This is a genomic window from Niveispirillum sp. BGYR6 (assembly GCF_027568365.1).
Taxonomy (GTDB): Bacteria; Pseudomonadota; Alphaproteobacteria; order Azospirillales; family Azospirillaceae; genus Niveispirillum.
In genome coordinates this window covers 192728-215788 of record NZ_JANLNL010000010.1, presented here as the reverse complement: position 1 = coordinate 215788, position 23061 = coordinate 192728, and the positions used below count along the sequence as shown (strand labels likewise).

General features: G+C 62.6%; 16 protein-coding genes and 2 tRNA genes. 8 read left to right on the top strand and 10 right to left on the bottom strand.

The window, feature by feature from the left end; all coding sequences use genetic code 11:
• Positions 1-298 precede the first annotated feature (298 nt).
• The 7 genes from clpX to PCJ49_RS19365 all read right to left on the bottom strand — a co-directional run bounded on the left by clpX (position 299) and on the right by PCJ49_RS19365 (position 6651).
• Positions 299-1564, bottom strand: coding sequence for an ATP-dependent Clp protease ATP-binding subunit ClpX (gene clpX, locus PCJ49_RS19395; protein ID WP_089289577.1), 1266 nt, complete (start codon positions 1562-1564; stop codon positions 299-301).
• 274 nt (positions 1565-1838) lie between these two features.
• Positions 1839-2462, bottom strand: a complete 624-nt coding sequence (gene clpP, locus PCJ49_RS19390) for an ATP-dependent Clp endopeptidase proteolytic subunit ClpP (protein ID WP_089289576.1) — start codon at positions 2460-2462, stop codon at positions 1839-1841.
• An 80-nt stretch (positions 2463-2542) separates the two neighbouring features.
• Positions 2543-3892, bottom strand: coding sequence for a trigger factor (tig, locus tag PCJ49_RS19385; protein ID WP_269912389.1), 1350 nt, complete (start codon positions 3890-3892; stop codon positions 2543-2545).
• A gap of 119 nt (positions 3893-4011) precedes the next feature.
• Positions 4012-4095: transfer RNA gene (locus tag PCJ49_RS19380), tRNA-Leu, on the bottom strand.
• A gap of 252 nt (positions 4096-4347) precedes the next feature.
• Entirely contained in the window at positions 4348-4602 is a 255-nt protein-coding gene (locus tag PCJ49_RS19375; RefSeq protein WP_269912388.1) for a hypothetical protein, read from the bottom strand.
• Between the two features lie 342 nt (positions 4603-4944).
• On the bottom strand, positions 4945-6459 hold the full coding sequence (locus PCJ49_RS19370; RefSeq protein ID WP_269912387.1) for an NAD(P)H-hydrate dehydratase: 1515 nt from the start codon (positions 6457-6459) through the stop codon (positions 4945-4947).
• A gap of 116 nt (positions 6460-6575) precedes the next feature.
• Positions 6576-6651 (bottom strand) — tRNA-His (locus tag PCJ49_RS19365).
• Between the two features lie 340 nt (positions 6652-6991).
• Here PCJ49_RS19365 and PCJ49_RS19360 point away from each other — a divergent pair.
• The 4 genes from PCJ49_RS19360 (at position 6992) to PCJ49_RS19345 (ending at position 9872) form a co-directional block, all read left to right on the top strand.
• Complete coding sequence (locus PCJ49_RS19360) at positions 6992-7330, top strand: P-II family nitrogen regulator (protein WP_089289572.1); 339 nt, start codon at positions 6992-6994, stop codon at positions 7328-7330.
• 198 nt (positions 7331-7528) lie between these two features.
• Complete coding sequence (gene glnA / locus PCJ49_RS19355; RefSeq protein WP_269912386.1) at positions 7529-8938, top strand: type I glutamate--ammonia ligase; 1410 nt, start codon at positions 7529-7531, stop codon at positions 8936-8938.
• A gap of 169 nt (positions 8939-9107) precedes the next feature.
• Entirely contained in the window at positions 9108-9539 is a 432-nt protein-coding gene (locus PCJ49_RS19350; RefSeq protein ID WP_269912385.1) for a YciI family protein, read from the top strand.
• A gap of 66 nt (positions 9540-9605) precedes the next feature.
• The gene (locus PCJ49_RS19345; RefSeq protein WP_244559610.1) at positions 9606-9872 is read left to right on the top strand and encodes a hypothetical protein; all 267 of its coding nucleotides are present in this window, start codon (positions 9606-9608) and stop codon (positions 9870-9872) included.
• Between the two features lie 50 nt (positions 9873-9922).
• Here PCJ49_RS19345 and PCJ49_RS19340 read toward each other — a convergent pair whose 3' ends face one another.
• Positions 9923-12232 (bottom strand): TonB-dependent receptor, encoded by a 2310-nt coding sequence (locus tag PCJ49_RS19340; RefSeq protein WP_269912384.1) that lies wholly within the window; start codon positions 12230-12232, stop codon positions 9923-9925.
• Positions 12233-12513: 281 nt separating this feature from the next.
• Here PCJ49_RS19340 and PCJ49_RS19335 point away from each other — a divergent pair, with 281 nt between their 5' ends.
• The 4 genes from PCJ49_RS19335 (at position 12514) to PCJ49_RS19320 (ending at position 18876) form a co-directional block, all read left to right on the top strand.
• On the top strand, positions 12514-13185 hold the full coding sequence (locus PCJ49_RS19335) for a GntR family transcriptional regulator (protein ID WP_269912383.1): 672 nt from the start codon (positions 12514-12516) through the stop codon (positions 13183-13185).
• A gap of 156 nt (positions 13186-13341) precedes the next feature.
• Positions 13342-15630 carry an LPS assembly protein LptD gene (gene lptD, locus PCJ49_RS19330; protein ID WP_269912382.1) on the top strand — a complete coding sequence of 763 codons (2289 nt, stop codon included), beginning with the start codon at positions 13342-13344 and terminating at the stop codon, positions 15628-15630.
• 113 nt (positions 15631-15743) lie between these two features.
• Positions 15744-18209, top strand: coding sequence for a PAS domain S-box protein (locus tag PCJ49_RS19325; protein WP_269912381.1), 2466 nt, complete (start codon positions 15744-15746; stop codon positions 18207-18209).
• Between the two features lie 85 nt (positions 18210-18294).
• Entirely contained in the window at positions 18295-18876 is a 582-nt protein-coding gene (locus tag PCJ49_RS19320) for a glutathione peroxidase (RefSeq protein ID WP_089289592.1), read from the top strand.
• Positions 18877-18938: 62 nt separating this feature from the next.
• Here PCJ49_RS19320 and PCJ49_RS19315 read toward each other — a convergent pair whose 3' ends face one another.
• The gene (locus tag PCJ49_RS19315) at positions 18939-19517 is read right to left on the bottom strand and encodes a putative metalloprotease CJM1_0395 family protein (RefSeq protein ID WP_269912380.1); all 579 of its coding nucleotides are present in this window, start codon (positions 19515-19517) and stop codon (positions 18939-18941) included.
• 191 nt (positions 19518-19708) lie between these two features.
• A complete protein-coding gene (locus PCJ49_RS19310) occupies positions 19709-23056 on the bottom strand; it encodes a flagellar hook-basal body complex protein (RefSeq protein WP_269912379.1) in 3348 nt (1115 codons plus the stop codon).
• Between the last annotated feature and the right edge of the window lie 5 nt (positions 23057-23061).

Genomic DNA, 23061 nt, shown 5'->3' with positions numbered 1-23061 from the left:
GACCTGCCGGTCCCGCCTTCCTGTTCTCGGGCGCACCGGCAGTTCAACACCCCAAACTGATAAGGCCATCACCGGGCGCCCGGTGATGGCCTCTTCTTTTGATCGGTCTGATACCGATCCGCCGAGGGTTTGACCCTTGGCGGATTGGAGGCCGGCGACTGCCGGCCCGCCGCTTGGTAGCGGCGTAAGCCAAGGGCGCGGATGCGCCCGCCCGGCGCATGAGGGAAATTAATATAGAAAAACCCCACCTGCCGGCGCCGGTGGGGTTTTCAACGATAGCCATGGAACAACAGGGGTGTTACGCCCCCGGCGCCGCCTCGCTGCGACGGTCGGAATAGATGTAGAGCGGCTTGGCGCGGCCCTCCACCACTTCCTTGTTGATGACGATCTCTTCCACGCCCTGCAGGCCGGGCAGATCATACATCGGGTCCAGCAGAATGGTTTCCATGATGGAGCGCAGACCACGGGCACCGGTCTTGCGCTCAATCGCCTTGCGGGAAATGGAGCGCAGCGCATCTTCATGCACCGTCAGCTTCACATCCTCCATCTCGAACAAGCGCTGATACTGCTTCACCAGCGCATTCTTCGGCTTGGAGAGGATTTCGATCAGCGCCGACTCGTCCAGGTCATGCAGGGTGGCCAGCACGGGCAGACGGCCGACAAATTCGGGGATCAGACCGAATTTCAGCAGATCTTCCGGCTCCACCTCGCGCAGGATGTCGCCGGTGCGGCGTTCATCCGGGCCGCGCACATCGGCACCAAAACCGATGGACGTGCCTTTGCCGCGGGCGGCAATGATCTTTTCCAGGCCGGCAAAGGCGCCACCGCAGATGAACAGGATGTTGGTCGTGTCCACCTGCAGGAATTCCTGCTGCGGATGCTTGCGCCCGCCCTGCGGCGGCACGGAGGCAACGGTGCCTTCCATGATCTTCAGCAGCGCCTGCTGCACGCCTTCGCCCGACACGTCGCGGGTGATCGACGGGTTATCGGACTTGCGGCTGATCTTATCGACCTCGTCGATATAGACGATGCCGCGCTGCGCCCGCTCGACATTATAATCAGCGGACTGGAGCAGCTTCAGGATGATGTTCTCGACATCCTCACCCACATAACCGGCTTCGGTCAGTGTGGTGGCATCGGCCATGGTGAAGGGCACGTCGATGATGCGGGCCAGGGTCTGCGCCAGCAGCGTCTTGCCCGAACCGGTCGGCCCGACCAGCAGGATGTTGGACTTGGCCAGTTCCACGTCATTGTGCTTCGCACCGTGGGCCAGCCGCTTGTAATGGTTATGCACCGCCACGGACAGCACGCGCTTGGCATGTTCCTGTCCGATGACATAGTCATCCAGCACCGTGCTGATATCGCGCGGGGACGGAACCCCGTCGCGGGACTTCACCAGCGTGGTCTTGTTTTCCTCGCGGATGATATCCATGCACAGCTCGACGCATTCATCGCAGATGAACACGGTGGGGCCGGCAATGAGCTTGCGCACCTCGTGCTGGCTCTTTCCGCAGAAAGAACAGTAGAGGGTATTCTTGCTGTCGCCGCCGGTCGACTTGGTCATATGGGCTCCGTACATCACCGGATAGCGCGTGGTCCCTGGCCCGGCATGGCCCTGGCCCCCGCACCCGGATACCCGTTGGGGCATCCACTTCAAACCGGGCGGTTACAACAGTGTTGGTGGCCGTCCCTGGGGACCGATACCAACACCTTGCGCGCGCCCTTGAACCGACTGACGGAACCGGGCGCACCGCCCTGCCCGCCTATTCAACAACACGTAAAGCGACAGGATCAATATATACTTGTTCGCTGCCGCCCCCGTTCAGCTGATCAGATGATCACGCCCCCCGGCCAAAGCTGGTGGGACGATCGGAAATTACCTGATCAATCAAGCCGAAAGCCTTGGCTTCGTCCGGGCTCATGAAATTGTCACGTTCCACGGCCTTTTCAATCACATCCAGCGCTTGGCCGGTATGATCCTGGAAAATCTCGTTCAGACGCTGGCGCATCCGCAGGATTTCCTGGGCCTGGATCTCGATATCGGCCGCCTGACCCTGGGCCCCGCCCGAAGGCTGGTGGATCATGATTCGGCTGTTGGGCAGGGCAAAACGCTTGCCCTTGGCGCCACCCGCCAGCAGCAAGGCGCCCATGCTGGCCGCCTGACCCATGCAGATGGTCTGCACCGGGCAGCGGATATACTGCATGGTGTCATAGATGGCGAGGCCAGCCGTGACATAGCCACCGGGGGAATTGATATAGAAGGAGATTTCCTTGTCAGGATTCTCCGCCTCAAGGAACAGCAGCTGGGCGCAGATCAGGCTGGAGACCGCGTCATTGACGCCGCCAACCAGGAAAATGATCCGCTCCTTCAGGAGGCGGGAATAGATGTCGTAGGCGCGTTCACCCCGATTGGTCTGCTCGACCACCATCGGAACCAGCGCGTTCATCTGCGGATCGATCATGATTCCTGCCTTGTTCCTCGCCATGTACCGTGGGAGCCCTATATAGACCCCCACGGTTTAATTCAAAGGGGGAATGCCGATCAGGCGGCAGCCGCACCCTCTTCTTCATCGTCCGGATCGCGCATCAGCTCGTCAACCGACACGGTCACTTCGTTCACCTTAACGCTTCCGAGGATGAAGTCGACAACCTTGTCTTCATAAATCGGCGCGCGCAGGCTTTCGACAGCCTGGGGGTTCTTGCGGAAGAACTCGAACACCTGCTGTTCCTGGCCCGGATAGCGACGAACCTCGTCGATCATGGCCTTGTTCAGCTCTTCACGGCTGACGGTCACATTGTTGCGACGGCCGATTTCCGACAGCAGCAGGCCCAGACGGACGCGACGCACCGCGATGTCGCGGTATTCGGCCTTCAGGGCCTCTTCGTCCTTATCCTTGTCCTCAGCCTCGGCTTCGCCATTGGCCAGCTCGTCCTGCAGGCGCTTCCAGATCTGCTCGAATTCGATCTCGACCATGCCGGCCGGAACCTCGAAGCTGTGCAGCTCGGCCAGCTTGTCCAGCAGGGTGCGCTTGGCGCGCAGGCGGGACGTGGCGGCATATTCCTCGCCGATGCGCTCGGAAATGGCCGTCCGCAGGCCTTCCAGATCGTCAAAGCCGAAGGTCTTGGCCAGATCGTCATTCAGCTCCGCATCCTTGGCGGCGCGAATCTCATGCACCTTTACCTCGAACACGGCGTCCTTACCGGCCAGTTCGGCGGCATGGTATTCGGTCGGGAAGGTCACCTTCACGGTGACATCGCTGCCGGCCTTGGTGCCGACCAGCTGGTCCTCGAAGCCGGGGATGAAGGAGTTGGAGCCCAGCTCCAGCTCATGGCCTTCGCCCTTCATGCCGGGGCGCTTCTCGCCATCGACGGAACCGTCGAAATCGATCAGCAGGATGTCGCCGGTGACGGCGGCGCGATCATCTTCCACCTTCTCGGTGGTGCGGCGAGCCTTGGCCAGACGCTCCAGGCTCTCGGTCACGGCTTCGTCGGCCACAGCGGCGACGGGCTTCTCGATCTCAACGCCGGACAGGTCGGCCGGCTCGAATTCCGGCAGCAGCTCAACGGAGACGTCCAGGGTGAAATCCTTGCCCTCGGCGAACGGCTCCACGGCCTTCACGTTCGGCTGCAGGGCCGGGCGCAGGCTGTTGTCGGCGACCAGCTTGTCCACCGATTCCTGGACAGCCGCTTCCAGCACCTCGCCCATGACCGACATGCCATAGCGCTGCTTCAGGATCGGCATCGGCACCTTGCCGGGGCGGAAGCCGGGCATCTTCACGGTCTTGCCGACTTGGATCAGCTGGGTCTGCACCCGCGATTCGATGTCCTGGGCCGTGATGACGACCTTATAGTCGCGGCGGAGGCCTTCAGCGCTGGTCTCGGTGATCTGCATGGGACGAAATGCCTGTCTTTGCTGGTCGCCTCGGGCCCGGTGGATCGGACCGAAGCTCCCGCGGATACGCCCATGGATCGGCGCCACCGCGGTGGGTTGCGGGTCAAAACAACAAATTGTGGTGCGGGCGAAGGGACTTGAACCCCCACGTCTTTCGACACCGGAACCTAAATCCGGCGCGTCTACCATTCCGCCACGCCCGCACGCACGGGCAGACCGAAGCCTGCCCGCGGGAGCGCACCGTATAGCAAGGGAAAACAGCCGCGCCAAGCGCGATTCCGCAAAGCCGAGCGGCAAGAGCAATGGGGCTGGCGCAGACCAGCGCCGCATCTGCTTTCCAAGTCATGCAATGGCATGAAAGCGGCAACGCCGGCCCATGCCTTGCTCGGCACAGGATCGAAAAGCAAAAGGGGGGCAGACACGCCCCCCTTACATCCTGACCTTCCGCCAAGTAATCAGCCGGCCTGCGGCAGACCGTACAGGCGGTTGAAACTATCCACCGACAGGATGCGGATATTCCGGGCCGGATGCCCCCGGTCGGGGCCATCCATTATGTCGTTGCGGGCGATATAGCGGACATGGGGCAAGGGAAACCCCTCCTCCGTCACGGCAACCACCTGGGCCGTTTCCACCGTATTGAAAATCACCCGCCGGTAAACGGCGCCAGGCACTGGTGCCGCCGCCTGTTTCGACCGCCTGAAGAACGACACGCCCATCTCCACGCTCCCCCACTCGCAAGAGGTTGAAGGGTGACCGACCGAGGTAACCTTTTCCCCCGGAACGCCGCCCAAAGTGGCACCAACCGACCCGTCACGAAGGCTAACGCATTAACATTGCCCTCGCAAGAAACCGACCCACCGAAACCCGATTTTATTCCCAGCAATTTAAATTTGATTTTAAAGGCAAAGGGATCGGGGGTGCGGGGCCAGAAAATTCGTCTCGGGGAAGCTAGATTCTGCTTGGCGTCGGGTCGCGTAACCATTTTGGAACATGAACAGACCAGGCGATGCCACAGGGGCGGAGGGTCTGTTCATCCAACGGCAGCCCCGGTATCAGCCGGCAGGTGCCGACTCGAAGCCCCGGCGCAGGGCCGCCAGCACCGGCCGCAGGGCTTCAGGCAGGTCATCGGCGATCAAGCCAGGGCCGGCGACCCGGCCCGACTCGCCATGCAGCCAGGCCCCGACACAGGCCGCCTCGAAGGCGGGCATCCCCTGGGCCAGCAAGCCGGCAATCAGGCCCGACAACACATCACCGCTGCCGGCCGTGGCCAGATCGGGCGGGGCATTATGGTTGATGGCGGCCCGGCCATCGGGGGCGGCGATCACCGTATCGGCCCCCTTCAACAGCACCACCGCCCCGCTGCGACGCGCGGCCTCCTGGGCACGTGCCAGCCGACTGCCGGCAATTTGGCCGAACAGGCGCTGAAACTCCCCTTCGTGCGGGGTCAGCACCCAATGTTCGTTAAGGCCCGCTTGCTGAAGGGGGGACAAGTCGCCGGCGAAAATGCTGAAAATATCGGCATCCAGCACCCCGGCCCGGCCAGCGCCCAGCGCCGCCAGGGTGGCGGCCCGCAGCAATGCCGCCGCCTCCCCCGTCGTTCCCGCGCCTGGCCCCAACAGCAGGGCATTGCGGCGAGGGTCCGCCAGCAGGGCGGTAAAACCGTCCAGCGAGTCCAGGGGCGCAACGATCAAACTGGCCTGCGACAGACTATATATAAGGGCTGCAGATGGATCGCAGGCCAGCGTCACCAACCCCGCCCCCACCCGCAGCGCGGCACGGGCGGCCAAACGCGCCGCACCGGTCATCACCGCCCCACCCAGCAGCAGCAGATGGCCGCGGGCATATTTATGCCCGTCCAGGCGCGGCCAGGGATATTGGGCTCGCCAGAGCGCCGGATCGTTGGCGAACAGAGTCGGCGCGATCTGCCCCAGCACGCTGGACGGGATGCCAATATCTGCCAGCGCGAGATGGCCACAGAGCTGCCGGCCCGGCAGCAACAGGTGGCCCGGCTTGCGGCGGAAAAAGGTCACGGTCACCTGGGCCGGGGCCGCCGCCCCCATCACCTGCCCGGTATCGCCATTCACCCCGCTGGGCACATCCACCGCCACCACCGGTAGGCCGCTTGCTGCCAGGGCCTGCACCAGGCCCAGCGCCGCCCCTTCCAGCGGCCGGCGCAGCCCGGCGCCGAACAGCGCATCGATGACAATATCGGCATTAGCCAGCAGGGCCGGAGTCGCAGGCTCCACCGCGCCCGGCCATTGCGCCGCCGCCCAGGCGGCATCGCCCGCCAAGGCCCCGCGTTCCCCCAGCAGGGCAACATGCACCGGCCAGCCAGCCGCCGCCAGCAGGCCCGCCGCCACGAAACCATCACCGCCATTATTGCCGGGGCCGCACAGGGCCAGCACGCGCGGCCGCGCGCCCTCTCCCGCCAGCGTTTGCACAGCCGACGCCACCGCCGCGCCGGCCGCCGCCATCAGACGGGGGCCGGGAATGCCGGCGGCCATGGCCGCCTGATCGGCGGCATACATCTGGTTGATGGTCAGCAGGATGGGGGATTCCGGTTCCATGATCGAACCTCTGGCACGGGGATACCGGACCATGATGCGCCGGCGGGCCAGAAAACGTAAAGGCGCCTGCGGCTTTCGCCGGGCGCCTTCAACGTGTATCCTCTGCAGGAGAGGACTGGGGCGATGGACGGGACTCGAACCCGCGACCACTCGGACCACAACCGAGAGCTCTACCAACTGAGCTACCACCGCCGCCGGGAGCCGCTATATGCACCAGCTGCCGTTCCGGCGTCAAGCACTGGTTCAAACTTTTTTTGACTTTTTTGGCAGGGACGAAAACGCCGCTATATCATGCAGCAGATCGGTATTTGGAAGCGATACAACGCCCATATGCACATCATTTAATCCCAAGGGTCAAAAATTAGGCCACATCAAGATTAAAAATGAGGCAATCATTAAGAGATGGCATGGTGAAATCCTCTGATCCCAACGGGATGGGCAACTGGCACGGCATGTGCTTACATGGTCAGACGCGCTGGCCGGCAACCGGAAACGGACTGGTCGGCGCCGAAATTTGGAGCGGTGGGACGCGATGAAGAAAATCGAAGCCATCATCAAGCCCTTCAAGCTGGATGAGGTGAAAGAGGCCCTGCATGATGTTGGCATCAAGGGCATCACCGTCACCGAAGCCAAGGGCTTCGGTCGCCAGAAGGGCCATACGGAGCTGTATCGTGGCGCCGAATATGTTGTGGATTTCCTGCCCAAGGTGAAGATCGAGATCGTGATGGACGACAGCCTTGTCGACCGCGCGATTGAGGCGATCCAGCAGGCCGCCCATACCGGCCGTATTGGCGATGGCAAGATTTTCGTCACCCCGGTGGAAGAGGTGATCCGCATCCGCACCGGCGAACGCGGTTCCGACGCCATCTGAGGCTTCGTGCCGCATTGCCCCGGCGGGCAGTTCACCCGCCAGATGGCCAAGGCGGCAATTTTCAGGGCCACCTCTGGGAGTCCTTGAAAATTATCTTTCAAACCGGCGGGGGTTGCGGTAACGCCCTTCATCTTGAAGCGGCCTCAACCACCGCCTCGCAGCGACAGCGACAAACCTCAAACCACGGAAGCAGAGGCTATGTCTGATTTGGCCAAGTTCTTCGACCTGATCAAGGAAAACGACGTCAAGTATGTCGATTTCCGCTTCACCGATATCAAGGGGAAGGTCCATCACGTTTCCCAGCACCTGTCCACCGTGGACGAGGATCTGCTGACCGACGGCGTGATGTTCGACGGGTCGTCCATTGCTGGCTGGAAGGCCATCAACGAGTCGGACATGACCCTGATGCCCGACCTGTCCACCGCCGTCATGGACCCGTTCTCGGCCCAGCCGCTGCTGACCGTGCTGTGCGACGTGCTGGAGCCGTCGACCGGCCAGCCCTACAAGCGCGACCCGCGCTCCATCGCCAAGGCCGCTGAAAAGTACATGGCCTCGGCCGGTATCGGCGACGTGGCCTATTTCGGTCCGGAAGCTGAGTTCTTCGTGTTCGACGACGTGAAGTTCGAAGTCTCGATGAACAAGGTGTTCTACGAGTTCGACAGCGAAGAAGGCCCCTACACCTCCGGCAAGGCCTACGAGGGTGGCAATATGGGCCACCGTCCGGGCGTCAAGGGCGGTTACTTCCCGGTGGCCCCGATCGACAGCGCCCAGGATCTGCGCGCCGAGATGCTGACCGTTCTGGGCGAGATGGGTGTGGAAGTCGAAAAGCACCACCACGAGGTGGCCGCTTCCCAGCACGAGCTGGGCGTGAAGTTCGGCACCCTGGTCAAGATGGCCGACGGGATGCAGCTGTTTAAGTATGTGGTGCACAATGTTGCGCACCAGTACGGCAAGACCGCGACCTTCATGCCGAAGCCGGTGTTCGGCGACAATGGCTCGGGTATGCATTGCCACCAGTCCATCTGGAAGGACGGCAAGCCGCTGTTCGCCGGCAATGGCTATGCCGACCTGTCGGAAACCGCCCTGTTCTATATCGGCGGTATCATCAAGCACGCCCGTGCCCTGAACGCCTTCACCAACCCGCTGACCAACAGCTACAAGCGTCTGGTCCCGGGCTATGAAGCCCCGGTGCTGCTGGCTTACTCCAGCCGCAACCGTTCGGCTTCTTGCCGTATCCCGCACGTGTCCAGCCCGAAGGGCAAGCGCGTCGAGGTCCGCTTCCCCGATCCGGGTGCGAACCCGTACCTGGCCTTCGCCGCCATGCTGATGGCCGGTCTGGATGGTATCCAGAACAAGATCCATCCGGGCGAGGCGATGGACAAGAACCTGTACGATCTGCCGCCGGAAGAACTGAAGGAAATCCCGACCGTTTGCCGCAGCCTGCGCGAAGCGCTGGAAAGCCTGAACGCGGACCGCGAGTTCCTGAAGAAGGGCGACGTCTTCACCGACGACATGATCGACGCTTTCATCGAGCTGAAGATGGAAGAAGTGCTGGCGTTCGAAACCTCGCCGCACCCGATCGAATACAAGATGTACTACAGCGTCTGATGCGCTTGCCGGCCCTGGCAACAGGGCCGGCAGCCAGCAGAGAGCGTTTGGGAACCCCCGCCGGTCCGCCGGCGGGGGTTTCTTTTTGGAAAAATTTTCGGCCCCCTGTCGGCAGGGAACAGGTGCCCACGTCTTTCAGGCACAACCATCCTGAACGGAGACGCCACCGATGAAGTTCATGATCCTGCTGAAGGCCACCCGCGCCACCGAAGCCGGGGAGATGCCGGACACCGAACTGCTGAGCGCCATGACCGCTTACAATGAGGAATTGCTGCAGGCCGGCGTGCTGGCGGGCGGCGAAGGGCTGCACCCGACCAGCGCCGGGGCGCGGGTACGTTTCGATGGCGCTGACCGCCAGGCAAAGTCGGGACCGTTCGCGGACGATCCGGCCCATCTGATTGCCGGCTTCTGGATTTTTGAGACGAACAGCCTGGAAGAGGCGGTGGAATGGGTGAAGCGCTGCCCCAACCCCACCAGCCAGCAGGCGGAAATCGAAATCCGCCGCATCTTCACGGCCGAGGATTTCGGCCCTGCCATGACCCCGGAATTGCAGGCACGGGAAGAAAAGCTGCAAACGGCCTTGAGCGGTTATCTGGGCTGACGGGCTTTCCCGTCAGCGGACAAGGGCATAGGATGGGGCCTGTTCTGCCGCAATCAGGCTCGCCCCATGTTCCGCCCCTTGCACGCACCCATGATCGCCCTGGCCCTGTTGGCCAGCCTGCCCGCCCCTGCCCTGGCCCAGCAGGCCGAGGCCAAGGCGGCGGCGCTGGATGCCAATTGCAAGCCGGGTAAGGTGGAGGTGCTGAAGCGCGTCAATGGCCGGCTGTCGGAAACACTCTATAAGATTGTCTGTACCGGCCAGAAGACCAGCGATGGCAAGGAAGTGGCCGTCACCGTGCAGTGCCGCGACCGCATCTGCGTGACCTCGCGCTGAAAGCAGCAGCGGGGCCGGGATATCTCCCGGCCCCGCTGTATCACTCACCCTCAGAACTTCGCCTTCAGCTCCAGGCCCCAGGTGCGGGGCAGGCCCTTGGTGACGAAGTTGAAGGTGGTGGTGTTGGGCACCACCAGCACCACGCCATCGGCATTGTAGCGCTTGTCGAACAGGTTGCGGGCGAACAGGTTGATGCCCCAGGTCTCATTCTCCACGCCCAATCGGACATTCACCAGATCCAGCGCCGGCCGCTCCGTGCCCGGCGTGTTCAGCGTGTCGAAATACATCGGGCCGGTGCGGTTATATTCCACGCGGGCCGACAGGTCGAAGCCATCGCCAATCGGCTTGCTGTACTGGCTGCCCAGGATGACGTCATATTTGGCGGTGAAGGGGAAACGGTTGCCCACCGTCTGCGGCAGCTCCTTATTCTCCTTGATCTCGCTATGCAGATAGCCAAAGCCGCCGAACAGGTCCAACCCGTCGGCCACCCGCACCACGCCATCCATCTCGAACCCCTTGATGTCGTTGCGATCAACGATGGAGATCACGCGCGACAGGGAGAAGGGGAAGAACTGGAAATAATGGGCATTTTCCACCTTGGTGGTGAAGGCCGCCACGTTGAAGGTGACGCGGCCATCGAACAGGCGGGTCTTCACGCCCGCCTCATAGGATGAAGACGTCTCCTTGTTGAACTGGTCCTGCACCGTGGTGTTGGTGACACCATCGATATTGATGATGTTGAAGCGGCTGCCCAGCGGATTGAAACCGCCCGAGCGGAAGCCCTCCCCCCAGGTGGCATAGAGGGAGACCTGCTCCGAAGCGTTCCAGCGCAGGGAGATGCGCGGCTGCAGGTCGTTGAAGCTCTCCTTGCGCACCAGCCCCTGCACATTGGGGATGGGGGAGAAGGCGGCCGGGGTCAGGTTCGTCGTCTCCCGATTCTCCTTGTCGTAGCGCAGCGCGACCGACGCTTCCACATCCGGCACGATATCATAGGCAAGCTGGCCGAACAGGGCCCAGGCATCGTTGGCATTGTCGGTCCAAGTGACGGCCACCACCGGATTTGCCGGCCCGCCCAGCGGTGCCGGCACGATGACGCCCTGGCCCAGATCATTGCCCCGGTTCAGCACGACTTCGCGGTTGAACTTGATGTAATAAGCGCCGGCAATATAGCGCAGCCGGTCTTCTCCGGGGGAGGTGAAGCGCAGTTCAAAGGATGTGTCATCCTGATTGCGCTCCTGATATTGCGTGCCGTCGCGCGGGGTGGGGCCATAGCCCTCATATAGCGCCGGGTTGGTGAAGAAATCCGTCGGCTTGGGCGCGTTGGGGAACGGGGCACCGAACAGGGCCAGATCGACCGCCCCTTCACCGCCCATATTCTCTTTCAGGTCATGGTAGGCGGCGGTGAAGGTCAGGGTGCCGGCCTCGCTGTTCCAATCCACCTTGCCGGCAAAATCCAGCCGCTTCTGATGATTGAAGCTGTCGACATTGCCCACATAGGGGATGGAGGTGTCCTTGATATCGACACCCTTGGTGAAGCCCGGCGTGCCCGCCGTCTGGTTGTTGAAATTGAAGGCATAGCCATGGACCTTGGCATAGCCGACCGACAGATCGACCTCGATATCCTCCGTCGCCTTATAGATCAGCCGGCCGCGTACCTGTCCTTCGGAGAAGCTATCCTCCTTCTTGTGCAGGGTGATGTTTTCGAAATAGCCCTCGCGGTCCTTGTAGGCAGCGGTGATACGGGCAAACAGCTTATTCTCAATGATCGGGCCGCCGACAAAGCCGGTGACCTTGTATTCATTGCCATTGAATTCATAGCCGGCGCGGATTTCGCCTTCCGGCTCGTTCCCCGGCTTCTTGGTGGTGACCAGGATGGCGCCGCCGATGGCGTTGCGACCATAGATGGAGCCCAGCGGGCCCTTGATCACCTCAATCTGCGCGATATCCACCATATCCTGGTTGAAAGCATTGGGGTTGGGCACCAGCACCCCATCCAGCACATAGGCGAAGGGCGGCTCGCTGTCGCGCGGCTGGATGACACCGCGGATATGCACCTGACTTTCGCCGACATTGGTGGTCTGCAGGAAGCTGACATTGGGCGTCAGGGACAGGAAATCAGCCGGGCCGGTGATACCGGCCTTTTCAATCGTGTCGGCGGTAAAGGCGGCCACGGCCACCGGGGTTTCACGCGCCGTCTCATTACGCTGGCGGGCGATCACCACGATCTCCTCCAGCACAATATCATCATTCGCCGGTGGCGGGGCGGCATTCTGCGCCATCGCACCATTGGATACAATTGTCAGTATCGCCATTGCCGTCCCGGCGCTGAGGCGCGACAGCAGTCCCTTGGCATGTTTCATCGCTATCTCCGCTGTTCTCTTTGATTTATCCGAGGCCACGATCCTGTTTTCGGTTGTGCGACCTGTTACCCGTGACAATAATTCTGTGTTGCGGCCGGATAGGCAGCAAGGGGGGAGATGCAGACATTGTATACTTTGCTTGGAACTGTTGTATGAATGACGCGGTGCCAACGAAAGCCGCCATCAAGGGGATGCCCCTTGATGGCTGGTGTCAGGGCACAGGGGCGCTATAACCATCCCAGGCAAGACCGTAATGACGGCGATCAAGGGAGGCCCGGAACATGAGCAATGCGGTGGAGAAGGCCTATGCCGAAATCCGTGATGCCATCATGGTCGGCGTTTTCCCCCCTGGTACGCACCTGAAGGAAGATGAACTGGCGAAAAGGATCGGCGTCAGCCGTACCCCGATCCGGGAGGCGCTGCGCCGGCTGAATGCCGAAGGCTCGGTACGATTCCTGCGCAACCATGGCGCCTTTGTCGCCGACTGGACCATGGCGGAAATCCGCGAGATTTTTGATCTGCGCGGGGTACTGGAAGGCTATGCCGCCGAACGCGCGGCGGAACGCTGTTCCGCCGACGATGTGGTACGGCTGCGCCAGCTGGCAGAAGAAATGATCACGCTGGAGGCCGAGGGCGGACCCGATTTCCGCTCCCGCATCGCCGAGGCCAATGGCGAGTTTCACCGCATCATCGTGCAGAGTGCCGGCACCCAGCGGCTGGGCAGCATGATGGCCCAGGTGGTGGAGCTGCCGCTGGTGCTGCGCACCTTCCACCGCTATGACCGCGAGGCGCTGCGCCGCAGCCTGAACCACCATCTGGAGATCGTGGCGGCGATGGAGGTGCGCGACGGTGCCTGGGCCGGTTCGGTCATGCGCAGCCATATCGCTGCCGCCTGGCACGCCATCGACTCCGGCGCCCGGGAAGAAGCCAGCCGTCGGGAAGCGGCAGAATAAGGCCGGGGCCGTCTTCGCCAAGTCTTTGCCGCAATCACCCTCTTCCATGCCGCTGACCTGTCCGCCATCGGCGTGCATTGACTTCGTTGCCGTCGTCGGGGACAAGCTGAAACCCAGTGATGAGATTCTCCCCCGTTGGAACAAGACGGCCCGCCCATGACGCCGACCACCCACCGCCTCCGCCGCCTGCTGCTCTGCTCCGCCCTGGCCCTTGGCGCGCCGGCGGCCTGGGCGCAGACCAACCCGGTGGGCACGCCCGGCGTCTCCCCCGTCGCACCCGGCAGCGCGGAGAAGGACAAGGGCAAGGGGCAGCCGGTGCTGCTGTCGGCCGACCATCTGGATTATGACGAGGATCTGGGCATCGTCACCGCGCGCGGCCATGTGGAGCTGAGCCAGGGGGCGCGCCTGCTGCTGGCCGATACGGTCAGCTTCTCGGAAAAGACCAACATCGTCACCGCGTCGGGCAATGTCTCCATCCTGGAGCCAACGGGCGAGGTGCTGTTCGCCAATTACACCGAGCTGTCGGACGATCTTTCCCGTGGCTTCGTCGATCAGGTCCGCATCCTGATGTCGGACAATTCCAAGTTCGCCGCCCTGCAGGGCGAACGGCTGGACGGGCGCTATACCCGCATGGAAAAGGGCGTCTATTCGCCTTGCGAGCTGTGCGCCAGCGACCCGACGCGCCCGCCCATCTGGCAGATCCGGGCCGCCCGCATCACCCATGATCAGGAAAAGCACGATATCTATTACCGGGACGCCACGCTGGAGGTGATGGGCGTTCCGGTGATGTATATGCCCTTCTTCGGCCATCCCGATCCCACGGTGGAACGGCGCAGCGGCTTCCTGCCGCCGGCCGGGGGCATCAGTTCCGATCTGGGCACCTATGCCCGCATCAAATATTTCTTCGATATCGACGAATCGAAGGATTTCACCCTGGAGGCCGTGCCCAGCACGGAGGATGATCTGCTGCTGGGTGGTGAATATCGCCAACGCTTCGGCAGCGGCAGCCTCAACCTCTCGGGCAGCGCCACCTATGCCGACCGGCCGCGCATTATCGGCAATCAGGAAGTGGTGAAGAAGAACTTCCGGGGCCATATCTTCGCCAATGGCCGGTTCGACATTGACCAGAACTGGCGCTGGGGTTTCGACCTGCGGCGCGTCACCGACAATACGCATCTGCTGCGCTATGATTATTCAGCGGAAGACATCCTGAACAGCCGCGCCTTCGTGGAATGGTTCAGCGGCCGGGATTATTTCAGCTTCAACGCCTATGATTTCCAGGATCTCCGCCCCGCCAACCGGGAGGAAGAACCGGTGGTGCTGCCCATGGCCCAGTATAATCTGCTGGGCGAGCCGGGCAGCCTGCTGGGCGGCCGTTGGGAGTTTGATGCCGGCCTGCTGTCGCTGCTGCGCAGTGACGGCAATGATACACGCCGCCTGTCCAGCGCCCTGGGCTGGCGGCGCAGCGACATCGCCCCCATCGGCCTTGTTTCCACCCTGAATGCCGAAATGCGCACCGACGGCTACTGGGTGTCCGACCTGCGCCGGGCCGATGGCACGGTCGACCGCGATGACAAGGCGCGGCTGCGCGCCTTCCCGCACGCGGAATGGACCGTCTCCATGCCGCTGGCCCGCCAGATGGGCACGGTGCAGCATATGGTGGAACCGATGGTGATGCTGTCGGCCGCCCCCAATATCTCTGCCAGCTCGGCCATCCCCAACGAGGACAGCCAGGATATCGAGTTCGATTACACCAACCTGTTCAGCGCCTCCCGCTATAATGGCATTGACCGGCTGGAGGGCGGGCAGCGCGTCACCTATGGTGTGAAAAACGGCTTCTATGGCTTTGGCGGTGGCAGCAGCACCCTGTTTGTCGGCCAATCCTACCGGCTGCAGAAAGACACGGACTTCCCGGAAAGCTCCGGCCTGCGCCGTCGCAGCTCTGACGTGGTCGGCAAGCTGGAGCTGAGCCCCAGCCCCTGGATGGATGTCAGCTATTCCTTCCGGCTGGACAGCAAGACGCTGGCCCAGCGCCTCCACGATGTCTATGGCACCATCGGTCCGCAGCAGTTCCGCGTCTCCGGCGGCTATGTCTTCATCGACAAGCTGGCCCAGTCCCCCACCAACAGCATCACCAGCAGCACCAGCCTGCGTGACCGTGAAGAACTGACCCTGGCCATCAATTCCGCCATCACCGAGCACTGGTCGGTCGGCATCAACCATCGCCGCGATCTGGCCAAGGGCGGCAGCGGACCGCTGCGCAGCGGCGCCACCATCACCTATCAGGATGAATGTCTGACCTTCCAGCTGGTGGGGGAACGCAACTATACCGAACGCACCGGCGTCGATACCGGTGACCGGCTGTTCTTCCGCGTGGTGCTGAAGAATCTGGGCGAGTTCATGAGCCCCGCCATCTCCGGCAAGGTATTCGGCGAACAGCGTTGAGGGCGGTCGCGGATATAACCCGTTGGCACTAATTGACCACCGGCCCCGAACCGTGTTCTCCAGGGGATATTCCTGGGAAACATCCGGGCCGGCACACCCCGACGGGAGCAACCATGCCGCAACAGACCGCCGCCTTCCTTGCCCGTGGCGGGGAGATCGGGGCGCTGATGCAGCGCAAGGACTGGTCGCAATCTCCCCTGGGCGGGCCGGAGGGCTGGCCCGGCGCCTTAAAAACCACGGTCGGCCTGATGCTGGCCGCCAAGGCCCAGATCGTGCTGTTCTGGGGGCCCGCCTTCATTGCGCTGTACAATGATGCCTATGCCCCCACCATCGGTCTGAAACATCCCGATGCACTGGGGCGGCCGGCGGCGGAATATTGGTCGGAACTGTGGGACGATCTGCATCCGCTGCTGCAATCGGTGCGGGACAGTGGCCAGACCGTCTTCGCCAATGACCGGCCATTCTACATTGAACGGCATGGCTATCCGGAGACAGTCTATTTCGACATCTCCTATTCCCCCGTCTTCGATACGGATGGCAGCATCGGCGGCGTGCTCTGCATCGTCTCGGAAACGACGGGGCGGGTGCTGGGGGAACGGCGGCTGCGGGAAAGCGAGGCGCGCTTCCGCAATATGGCCGACCATGCCCCGGTGATGATGTGGGTCACCGACCAGAAGGGGCTCTGCACCTATCTCAACCGCTCCTGGTACGAATTCACCGGCCAGGGGCAGGATGAAGGGCAGGGTCTGGGCTGGCTGGAGATGGTGCATCCGGAAGACCGGGCGGAAGCCGAACGCATCTTCGCCGCCGCCGGGGAGCGGGGGGAGCCGTTCCGGCTGGAATACCGGCTGCGGCGGGCCGATGGCCTCTATCGCTGGGCCATCGATGCTGCCGCCCCGCGTTTTGCCGAGGATGGCAGCTTCCTGGGCTATATCGGCTCGGTCATCGACATTGCTGACCGTTTTGAAGCGGAACAACGGGTCCGGGATAGTGAGGCGCACCTGCAGGCGCTCAGCAATTCCATTGATGACATGGTCTGGTCAGCCCGCGCCGATGGTTATCTCGATTATTACAATGACCGCTGGTACGAATTTACCGGCCTGCCACGCGGGGCCAGTGATGGCGACGCCTGGGATCGTGTCATCCACCCTGAAGATCAGGCGCGGACCTGGGAATGCTGGCGCAACTCGCTTGCCACCGGCACCCCCTATCGCATCGAATACCGGATGCGGCACCGTTCGGGCCGCTATCTCTGGGCCATGGGCCGGGCGCAGCCGGTGCGGGACAGCGATGGCAGGATTGTCCGCTGGTTCGGCACCTGTACCGACATCCAGGACATTGTGGACGCGCGCGAGGTGCTGGCCCGATCGCGGGAGGAGCTGGAGCGCGAGGTGAATGAGCGCACGGCCAAGCTGCTGGAGGCGGAAAGCCGCCTGCGTCAGGCCCAGAAGATGGAGGCGGTGGGCCAGCTGACCGGCGGCATCGCCCATGATTTCAACAATATGCTGGCCGTCATCATCAGCGGCCTGACCCTGATGCAGCGCCGGCTGGCGCGCGGCGATACCAACATCGCCCCCTATATTGACGGCGCCATGGATGGCGCACATCGGGCCGCCGCCCTGACGGAGCGGCTGCTGGCCTTCGCCCGCCAGCAGCCGCTGGCCCCGCAGATCGTCGATGCCAACAGCCTGATCAATGGCATGTCGGAGCTGCTGCTACGGGCGCTTGGCGAACCGATCCGGGTGGAAATGGTGCGCGCTGCCGGCTTGTGGCGCACCCATGTCGACCCCAACCAGCTGGAAAATGCCCTGATCAACCTGGCCGTCAATGCCCGCGACGCCATGCCCGGCGGCGGGCGGCTGACGATTGAGACGGCCAATGCCTTCATCGACGATGCCTATGGCGCCGAACATGAGGTGCAGCCGGGCCAATATGTGCTGATCGCCGTGACCGACACGGGTGACGGCATGACGCCGGAGGTGCTGGCCCGCGCCTTCGACCCGTTCTTCACCACCAAGGGGGTCGGGCGCGGCACCGGGCTGGGCCTGTCGCAAGTGTTCGGCTTTGTCCGCCAATCTGGCGGCCATGTGAAAATCTATTCGGAGCCGGGGCACGGCACCTGCGTGAAAATCTATCTGCCCCGCCATTATGGCGATGCCCTGCCCTATCAGCGCCGCAGCGAAGCCAAGCCGGGACAGGTGGCCCGGCCGGGGGAGGTGGTGCTGGTGGTGGAGGATGAGGAACGGGTCCGCCGCTTCTCCGTCGAAGCCCTGCGGGAGCTGGGCTATACGGTGGTGGAGGCGGCCAGCGGGCTGGAGGCGCTGTCGCTGATCGAAGCGGGCTGCCGGCCATCCCTGATGTTCACCGATGTGGTGATGCCGGAAATGACCGGGCGCCAGCTGGCCGACAAGGCGCAAACCCTGCTGCCGGGGCTGAAGGTGCTGTACACCACCGGCTATACCCGCAACGCGGTCGTCCATAATGGCGTGCTGGACCCCGGCACCCATTTCCTGCAGAAACCATTCGGGCTGGATGCGTTGGCGGCAAAGGTACGGGAAACACTGGACGGCGACGCTTAAGCCCCTAAATAATGGTTAAACCAAGCCGCCGGTGACGGCGCAGGGTTTTGCCAAGATGCATAATGCCAACCGATCAGGTGAGATCATGGAACTGGTGAGTCGTTCTTCCACCCGCCGCGCCTTCATGGGGCTTTGCGCCGGGCTGGCCCTGCTGGCGGGCTTTGGTCCTCTGGCCACCCCGGCCAAGGCCGAAAACGCCTATGACTTCACCTTCCAGGCCATTGAAGGTGGGGCGCTGCCCCTGTCCCAGTATAAGGGCAAGGCCGTGCTGGTGGTGAATACCGCCTCCATGTGCGGTTACACGCCCCAGTACAAGGGCTTGGAAACCCTGTGGGAAAAGTATCGCGACAAGGGGTTGGTCGTGGTTGGCGTCCCCTCCAATGATTTTGGCGGCCAGGAACCCGGCTCTGACAAGGAGATCAAGGAGTTCTGCAATGTCAATTTCGCCATCGACTTCCCCATGACCACCAAGGAACCGGTGAAGGGCGCCCAGGCCCACCCGTTCTACAAGTGGGTGGCAGCCCAGAAGGGGGAGCCGAAATGGAACTTCCACAAGTACCTGCTGGCGCCCGACGGCACGCTGGTGGCGGCCTTCCCCTCCAAGATCGAACCGGATAATGCGGAGTTCCTGACGGCGGTGGAAAAGGCCCTGCCGAAAGCCAGCTGATCAACCGTGCATTCCCCCGTCCTGACCGGGGCGGGGGAATGTTTCACGTGAATTGGCGTGTTTCACGCCGTGATATTCAGCCCCGGGGCGGCAGCCTTTGCCGGGGTCGGCACTGCCGCAGCAGCCAGCCCATAGGCGGCCTGCGCCTGCCGGTTCAGTAACGGGGATGCGGGATTGGGCCGTTCCTGGTCAGCATCCCCACCGCCACCATCCTGCTTCTTCTCTCTCAGCTCATTCTGCGCCTGTGCCTTGGTGGCGTCGGCCTGCGAGGCGACGGCCCGGTCCTGCGGCGATGGGTCAGGGGGGGCCAGTGCCGCCCGCTTGACCACCTCCATCTTGGTGATGGTGGCTTCCGGGTTGTTGCGGACGGGGGAGGCATCAATCGGCACCTCACCGCCGGTGACGTAACGGCGGCCATCCGGCCCGGTAGTGTACTCAAACTGGATTGCCCCGGCATAGGGGCCACCGGCAGTCTTGTGCGCCTGTTCATGCTGGCGCACCTGCGTGTCGGTCTTCTGCAGCTTCTGAACCTGCTGCTGCTGTTCGTTGGACAGCGCTTTCTGTCCGGACGCGGCGGCCCCACCGCCACCGACGCGCGGCGACGCAGCACCCGACAGAACGGACAGGCCGGAGACAGACATTTTACACGGCGCAGAGAGAAGAACCTATCACTGTAACATAGTTCGCTTCCCGCATTTTGACCAGCCGGTCCCTGGCAGGACGCCATCGCTGCCGGATGCAGGTCTCCCATAAACGCGAAATCCCGGCCCCTTGCGGGGCCGGGATCGACACGCCATGCACCTGGGGTAAGGGGCCGGTGCCGCCCGCTGGATCAGCGCTTCAAGTTGATGGTCTCCGTCAGCATTTCGTCGGTGGTGGTGATGACGCGGGTATTGGCCGTGTAGGAACGCTGCGCCACGATCAGCTTGGTGAATTCCTGCGCGATATCCACGTTGGAGCCTTCAATGCTGCTGGCTGCGATGGTGCCGGCACCGTTCTGGCCCGTATCGTTGAAGCGCGCCCGACCGCTCTCCGCCGATTCAGTGAAGACGCCGCCGCTTTCACGGCCCAAGGCATTGGCATTGTTGAACAGGACCAGCGGCACCTGGGCGATGATGCGGCGGCGACCATTGTCGTAATTGGCCACCACATCGCCATTTTCACGCACCTCCACATCCTTGAAGGTACCCTGCGGGCTGCCATCCTGAAGCTGGGAGGTCACGTTGATCTGGCTGCCATTGAACTCGGTCAAGCCCGAAGCCTCACCGAAGGTGCCGACATCCAGGGTGATGGTCTGCGGACCATTGCCATAATCCACGTCGAAGGAGATCTGGGCCGGCTGCCCGGCCGCCGTCACGGCCGTCACACGGGCATTACCTTCACCGACATTGGCGGAAGACAAGCTGGACAGCGTACCGGTCTTGACCTTTTCCCCGCTGGGCAAGGTGCCGCCGAAGTTCAACGTGACGTGGGCCGGCGTCGACCCCAGGGTGGAGTTGGGCTCCGCCAGGAAAGCCAACCCATCCTCATTCCCCGTCATGGTCAAAACGCCGCCAACCGCCGTTGCCCGCACCGGAATGCCCGGTTCCTTATTGACCGCAGCGGCCAGATTGCTGGCAATTTCGTCCAGCGAAACCTCCTTCCCGGTCGTGGTGTAGGGGATGGTCTTGCTGAAGCTGGGGAACGTCTTCTGGGTGCCGTCCAAGTTGATGCTGGCATCCTTGGCCGTCAACACAATGCCGGTCGTATCGCCATTATCATTGGTGATCGCCTTGGCGCTGACCGGCGCACCGAAATCATTATTCACCTTGGTGATGAGGTTATCCATCACGCTCTTAACATCGGGGAAATCCCCGATATTCTGTTCCGTGATCTGCGTGGAATAGGTGGTGCCGTTCATGGTGACGGCATAGACATTGCCCAGAACCGGCACCGCCGTGGCGTTGGAGAAATCGAACCGCTGCGAGGTCGGATCGGTGACCATCGCATCAGTATCGGTGACATTGAAGGGCTTGTTGGCACCCGTGACAGGATCGACGGCCGTGCCGGTCAGCTGTAGCTTATTGCCCACCACGGCAGCAGTGACATCCGTGCTGGTGATCTTGGGCAACAGATAAGTCGTCAGCGCATCCGTCATTTTCGGCGGTTGCGGCAGGGCATCAAGATCAGCCTGCGTCAGGGGGCCATAGTTGGCCAGCGAGCCATTGACGGTCAGGCTGAAAATATCCCCCACCACCGGGGCGCGGTCAGGATAGTTCAGTTCCGTCACCTGGGCCTTGGTGGCGGTTGCCTGGGTGATGGTGGTGCCACGCTGCGCTGTCGGCTCAGCCTGGATGGGGCTGGGGCTGCGCAATGTAACGGAATAGACGGCCCCGACATCACCCGGAACGCCCGAGATGGAAATGCGCTGGGTCTGACGTCCCCCGCCAACATTCCCCTGCAGGGAGCTGACGAAGGTCGTATTGTCGGCAGCGGCGGCATTGGTGACCGACGGCTGCATCAGCTTGTCGCGCGCCGTGACATTGAAGCCGGTGCCGGGCGTGGTCGCCGTCAGCACCAGCCGGTTATCGGTGACGCTGGCCGAGAAGTTTGTGCTGGTGATGGTGGGCAGCAAATGGGTCGTCAACGCGTCGCTGAACTTCGGCGGCTGCGGCAGCGCATCAATGTCAGCCTGGGTCAGCTTGTAGGAATAGGTCTGACCATCTGCGCTCAGGCTCAATTCTTCACCCGCAACCGGCGCACGGTTGGGGTATGAGAGTTGTGTGACCTGCGCCACGCCGACATTATTGGGGGTAACCGTCTCACCCACCTGATCGCCAACACTGAAACTGTCGCCAGCACTGGTGCTGCGCAGCGCCAGGGCATTACCCGAAACCGAGGCCACCACCTTTTCGCCGGCCGAGTTAGCGTTGATCTGGGAGGCCAGCGCCTGGACAACACCGTTCAGATCCTTCAGCTGGCCCACATTGGCCGCCGTCACTTCCACCTTGTAGGTCTTGTTGGTCGTATTATCGACATTCACGGTGAAGACGTCACCGATATCGATGGAGCTGCCGGCGAAGGTCAACACGCTCTGTTGCGGTTGGGTCGCGGTAGCGGCCGTGGTAACGGGGCTGTTCACCGTGTTTGCGGTGGGGGCACCGTTGGTCACTTTGGTGGCCAGGGTGAAGCCAGTACCGGCATTGGCGGCGGTCAGACGCAGGCGACCGCCGCTGACGACGGCATTGACGCCCGCAGGCGGCACGGAGGCGTTGATCTTGTCGGCCAGCGACTGGGCAACACCGGTCAGGTTGGACAGCTGGGAAGCGTTGGTCGGGGTAATCGTTTCGGTAAAATCCACCCCGTTCACAGTGACTTTGTAGGTGTCACCGATCTTGAACGCGCCATCGCCTTTGGGGGAGGTGAACTGCACCTCGTCGATCTGTTTACGGGCTTCGGCACCCTGCGTCAGGCTGGTGGAGGCGGCATTGACCGGGAAGCCGGTCAGATTGCCGGACAAGGGCAGCTTGCCGGTCGCACCCGGCGTGTCAATGGACAGACGCCAGGACCCTTCGGACTGGCCAGGACGCCACCCCAGGGTGATGTCGCGCGGCGTACCGGTCGCATCATAGATCTGAATGGTGGTCGGCTGGATCGGCGTACCGGCCTGTGGTTCCTTCGGCAGGTTGGCCTTCAGCGTGATATTCTTGGTCGGCACCGGGCTGTCGATATCCGCCGTCACCTTGATGGGCGAAGCCGTCGTCGTAAAGGAATTGGTCGCCTCATTGTAAATATAGCCGTTCAGCGCATAGCCGGAACGATTGACCAGTGTGCGATCATCATTCAGCTCAAAGCTGCCGTCACGGGTATAGAAGCGTTCCTGCGTCGGCGTCGCGACCCCATTGACTTCCGTCAGGCGGCTGACGCTGAAGAAGCCCTGACCACGCACCGCCAGATTGGTGGTACGGTCCACCGTGGAGATGTTGCCGGCCACGCTGTTGGCGTAGGACGGGCGCGCCACCACACCACCGGGGCTATGGGTACGGGCGTTGGATTGCAGCACCAGATTGGTGAAGGCGGTATCCACCCGCTTGTAACCGGTGGTCTGCGAGTTGGCGATATTGTCAGAGATATGGCCAAGCGCAGAGGCCTGGGCCTGCAGGCCGGCGATACCAGTGGTCAAGGAGCCGAAGATGCTCATGGGAA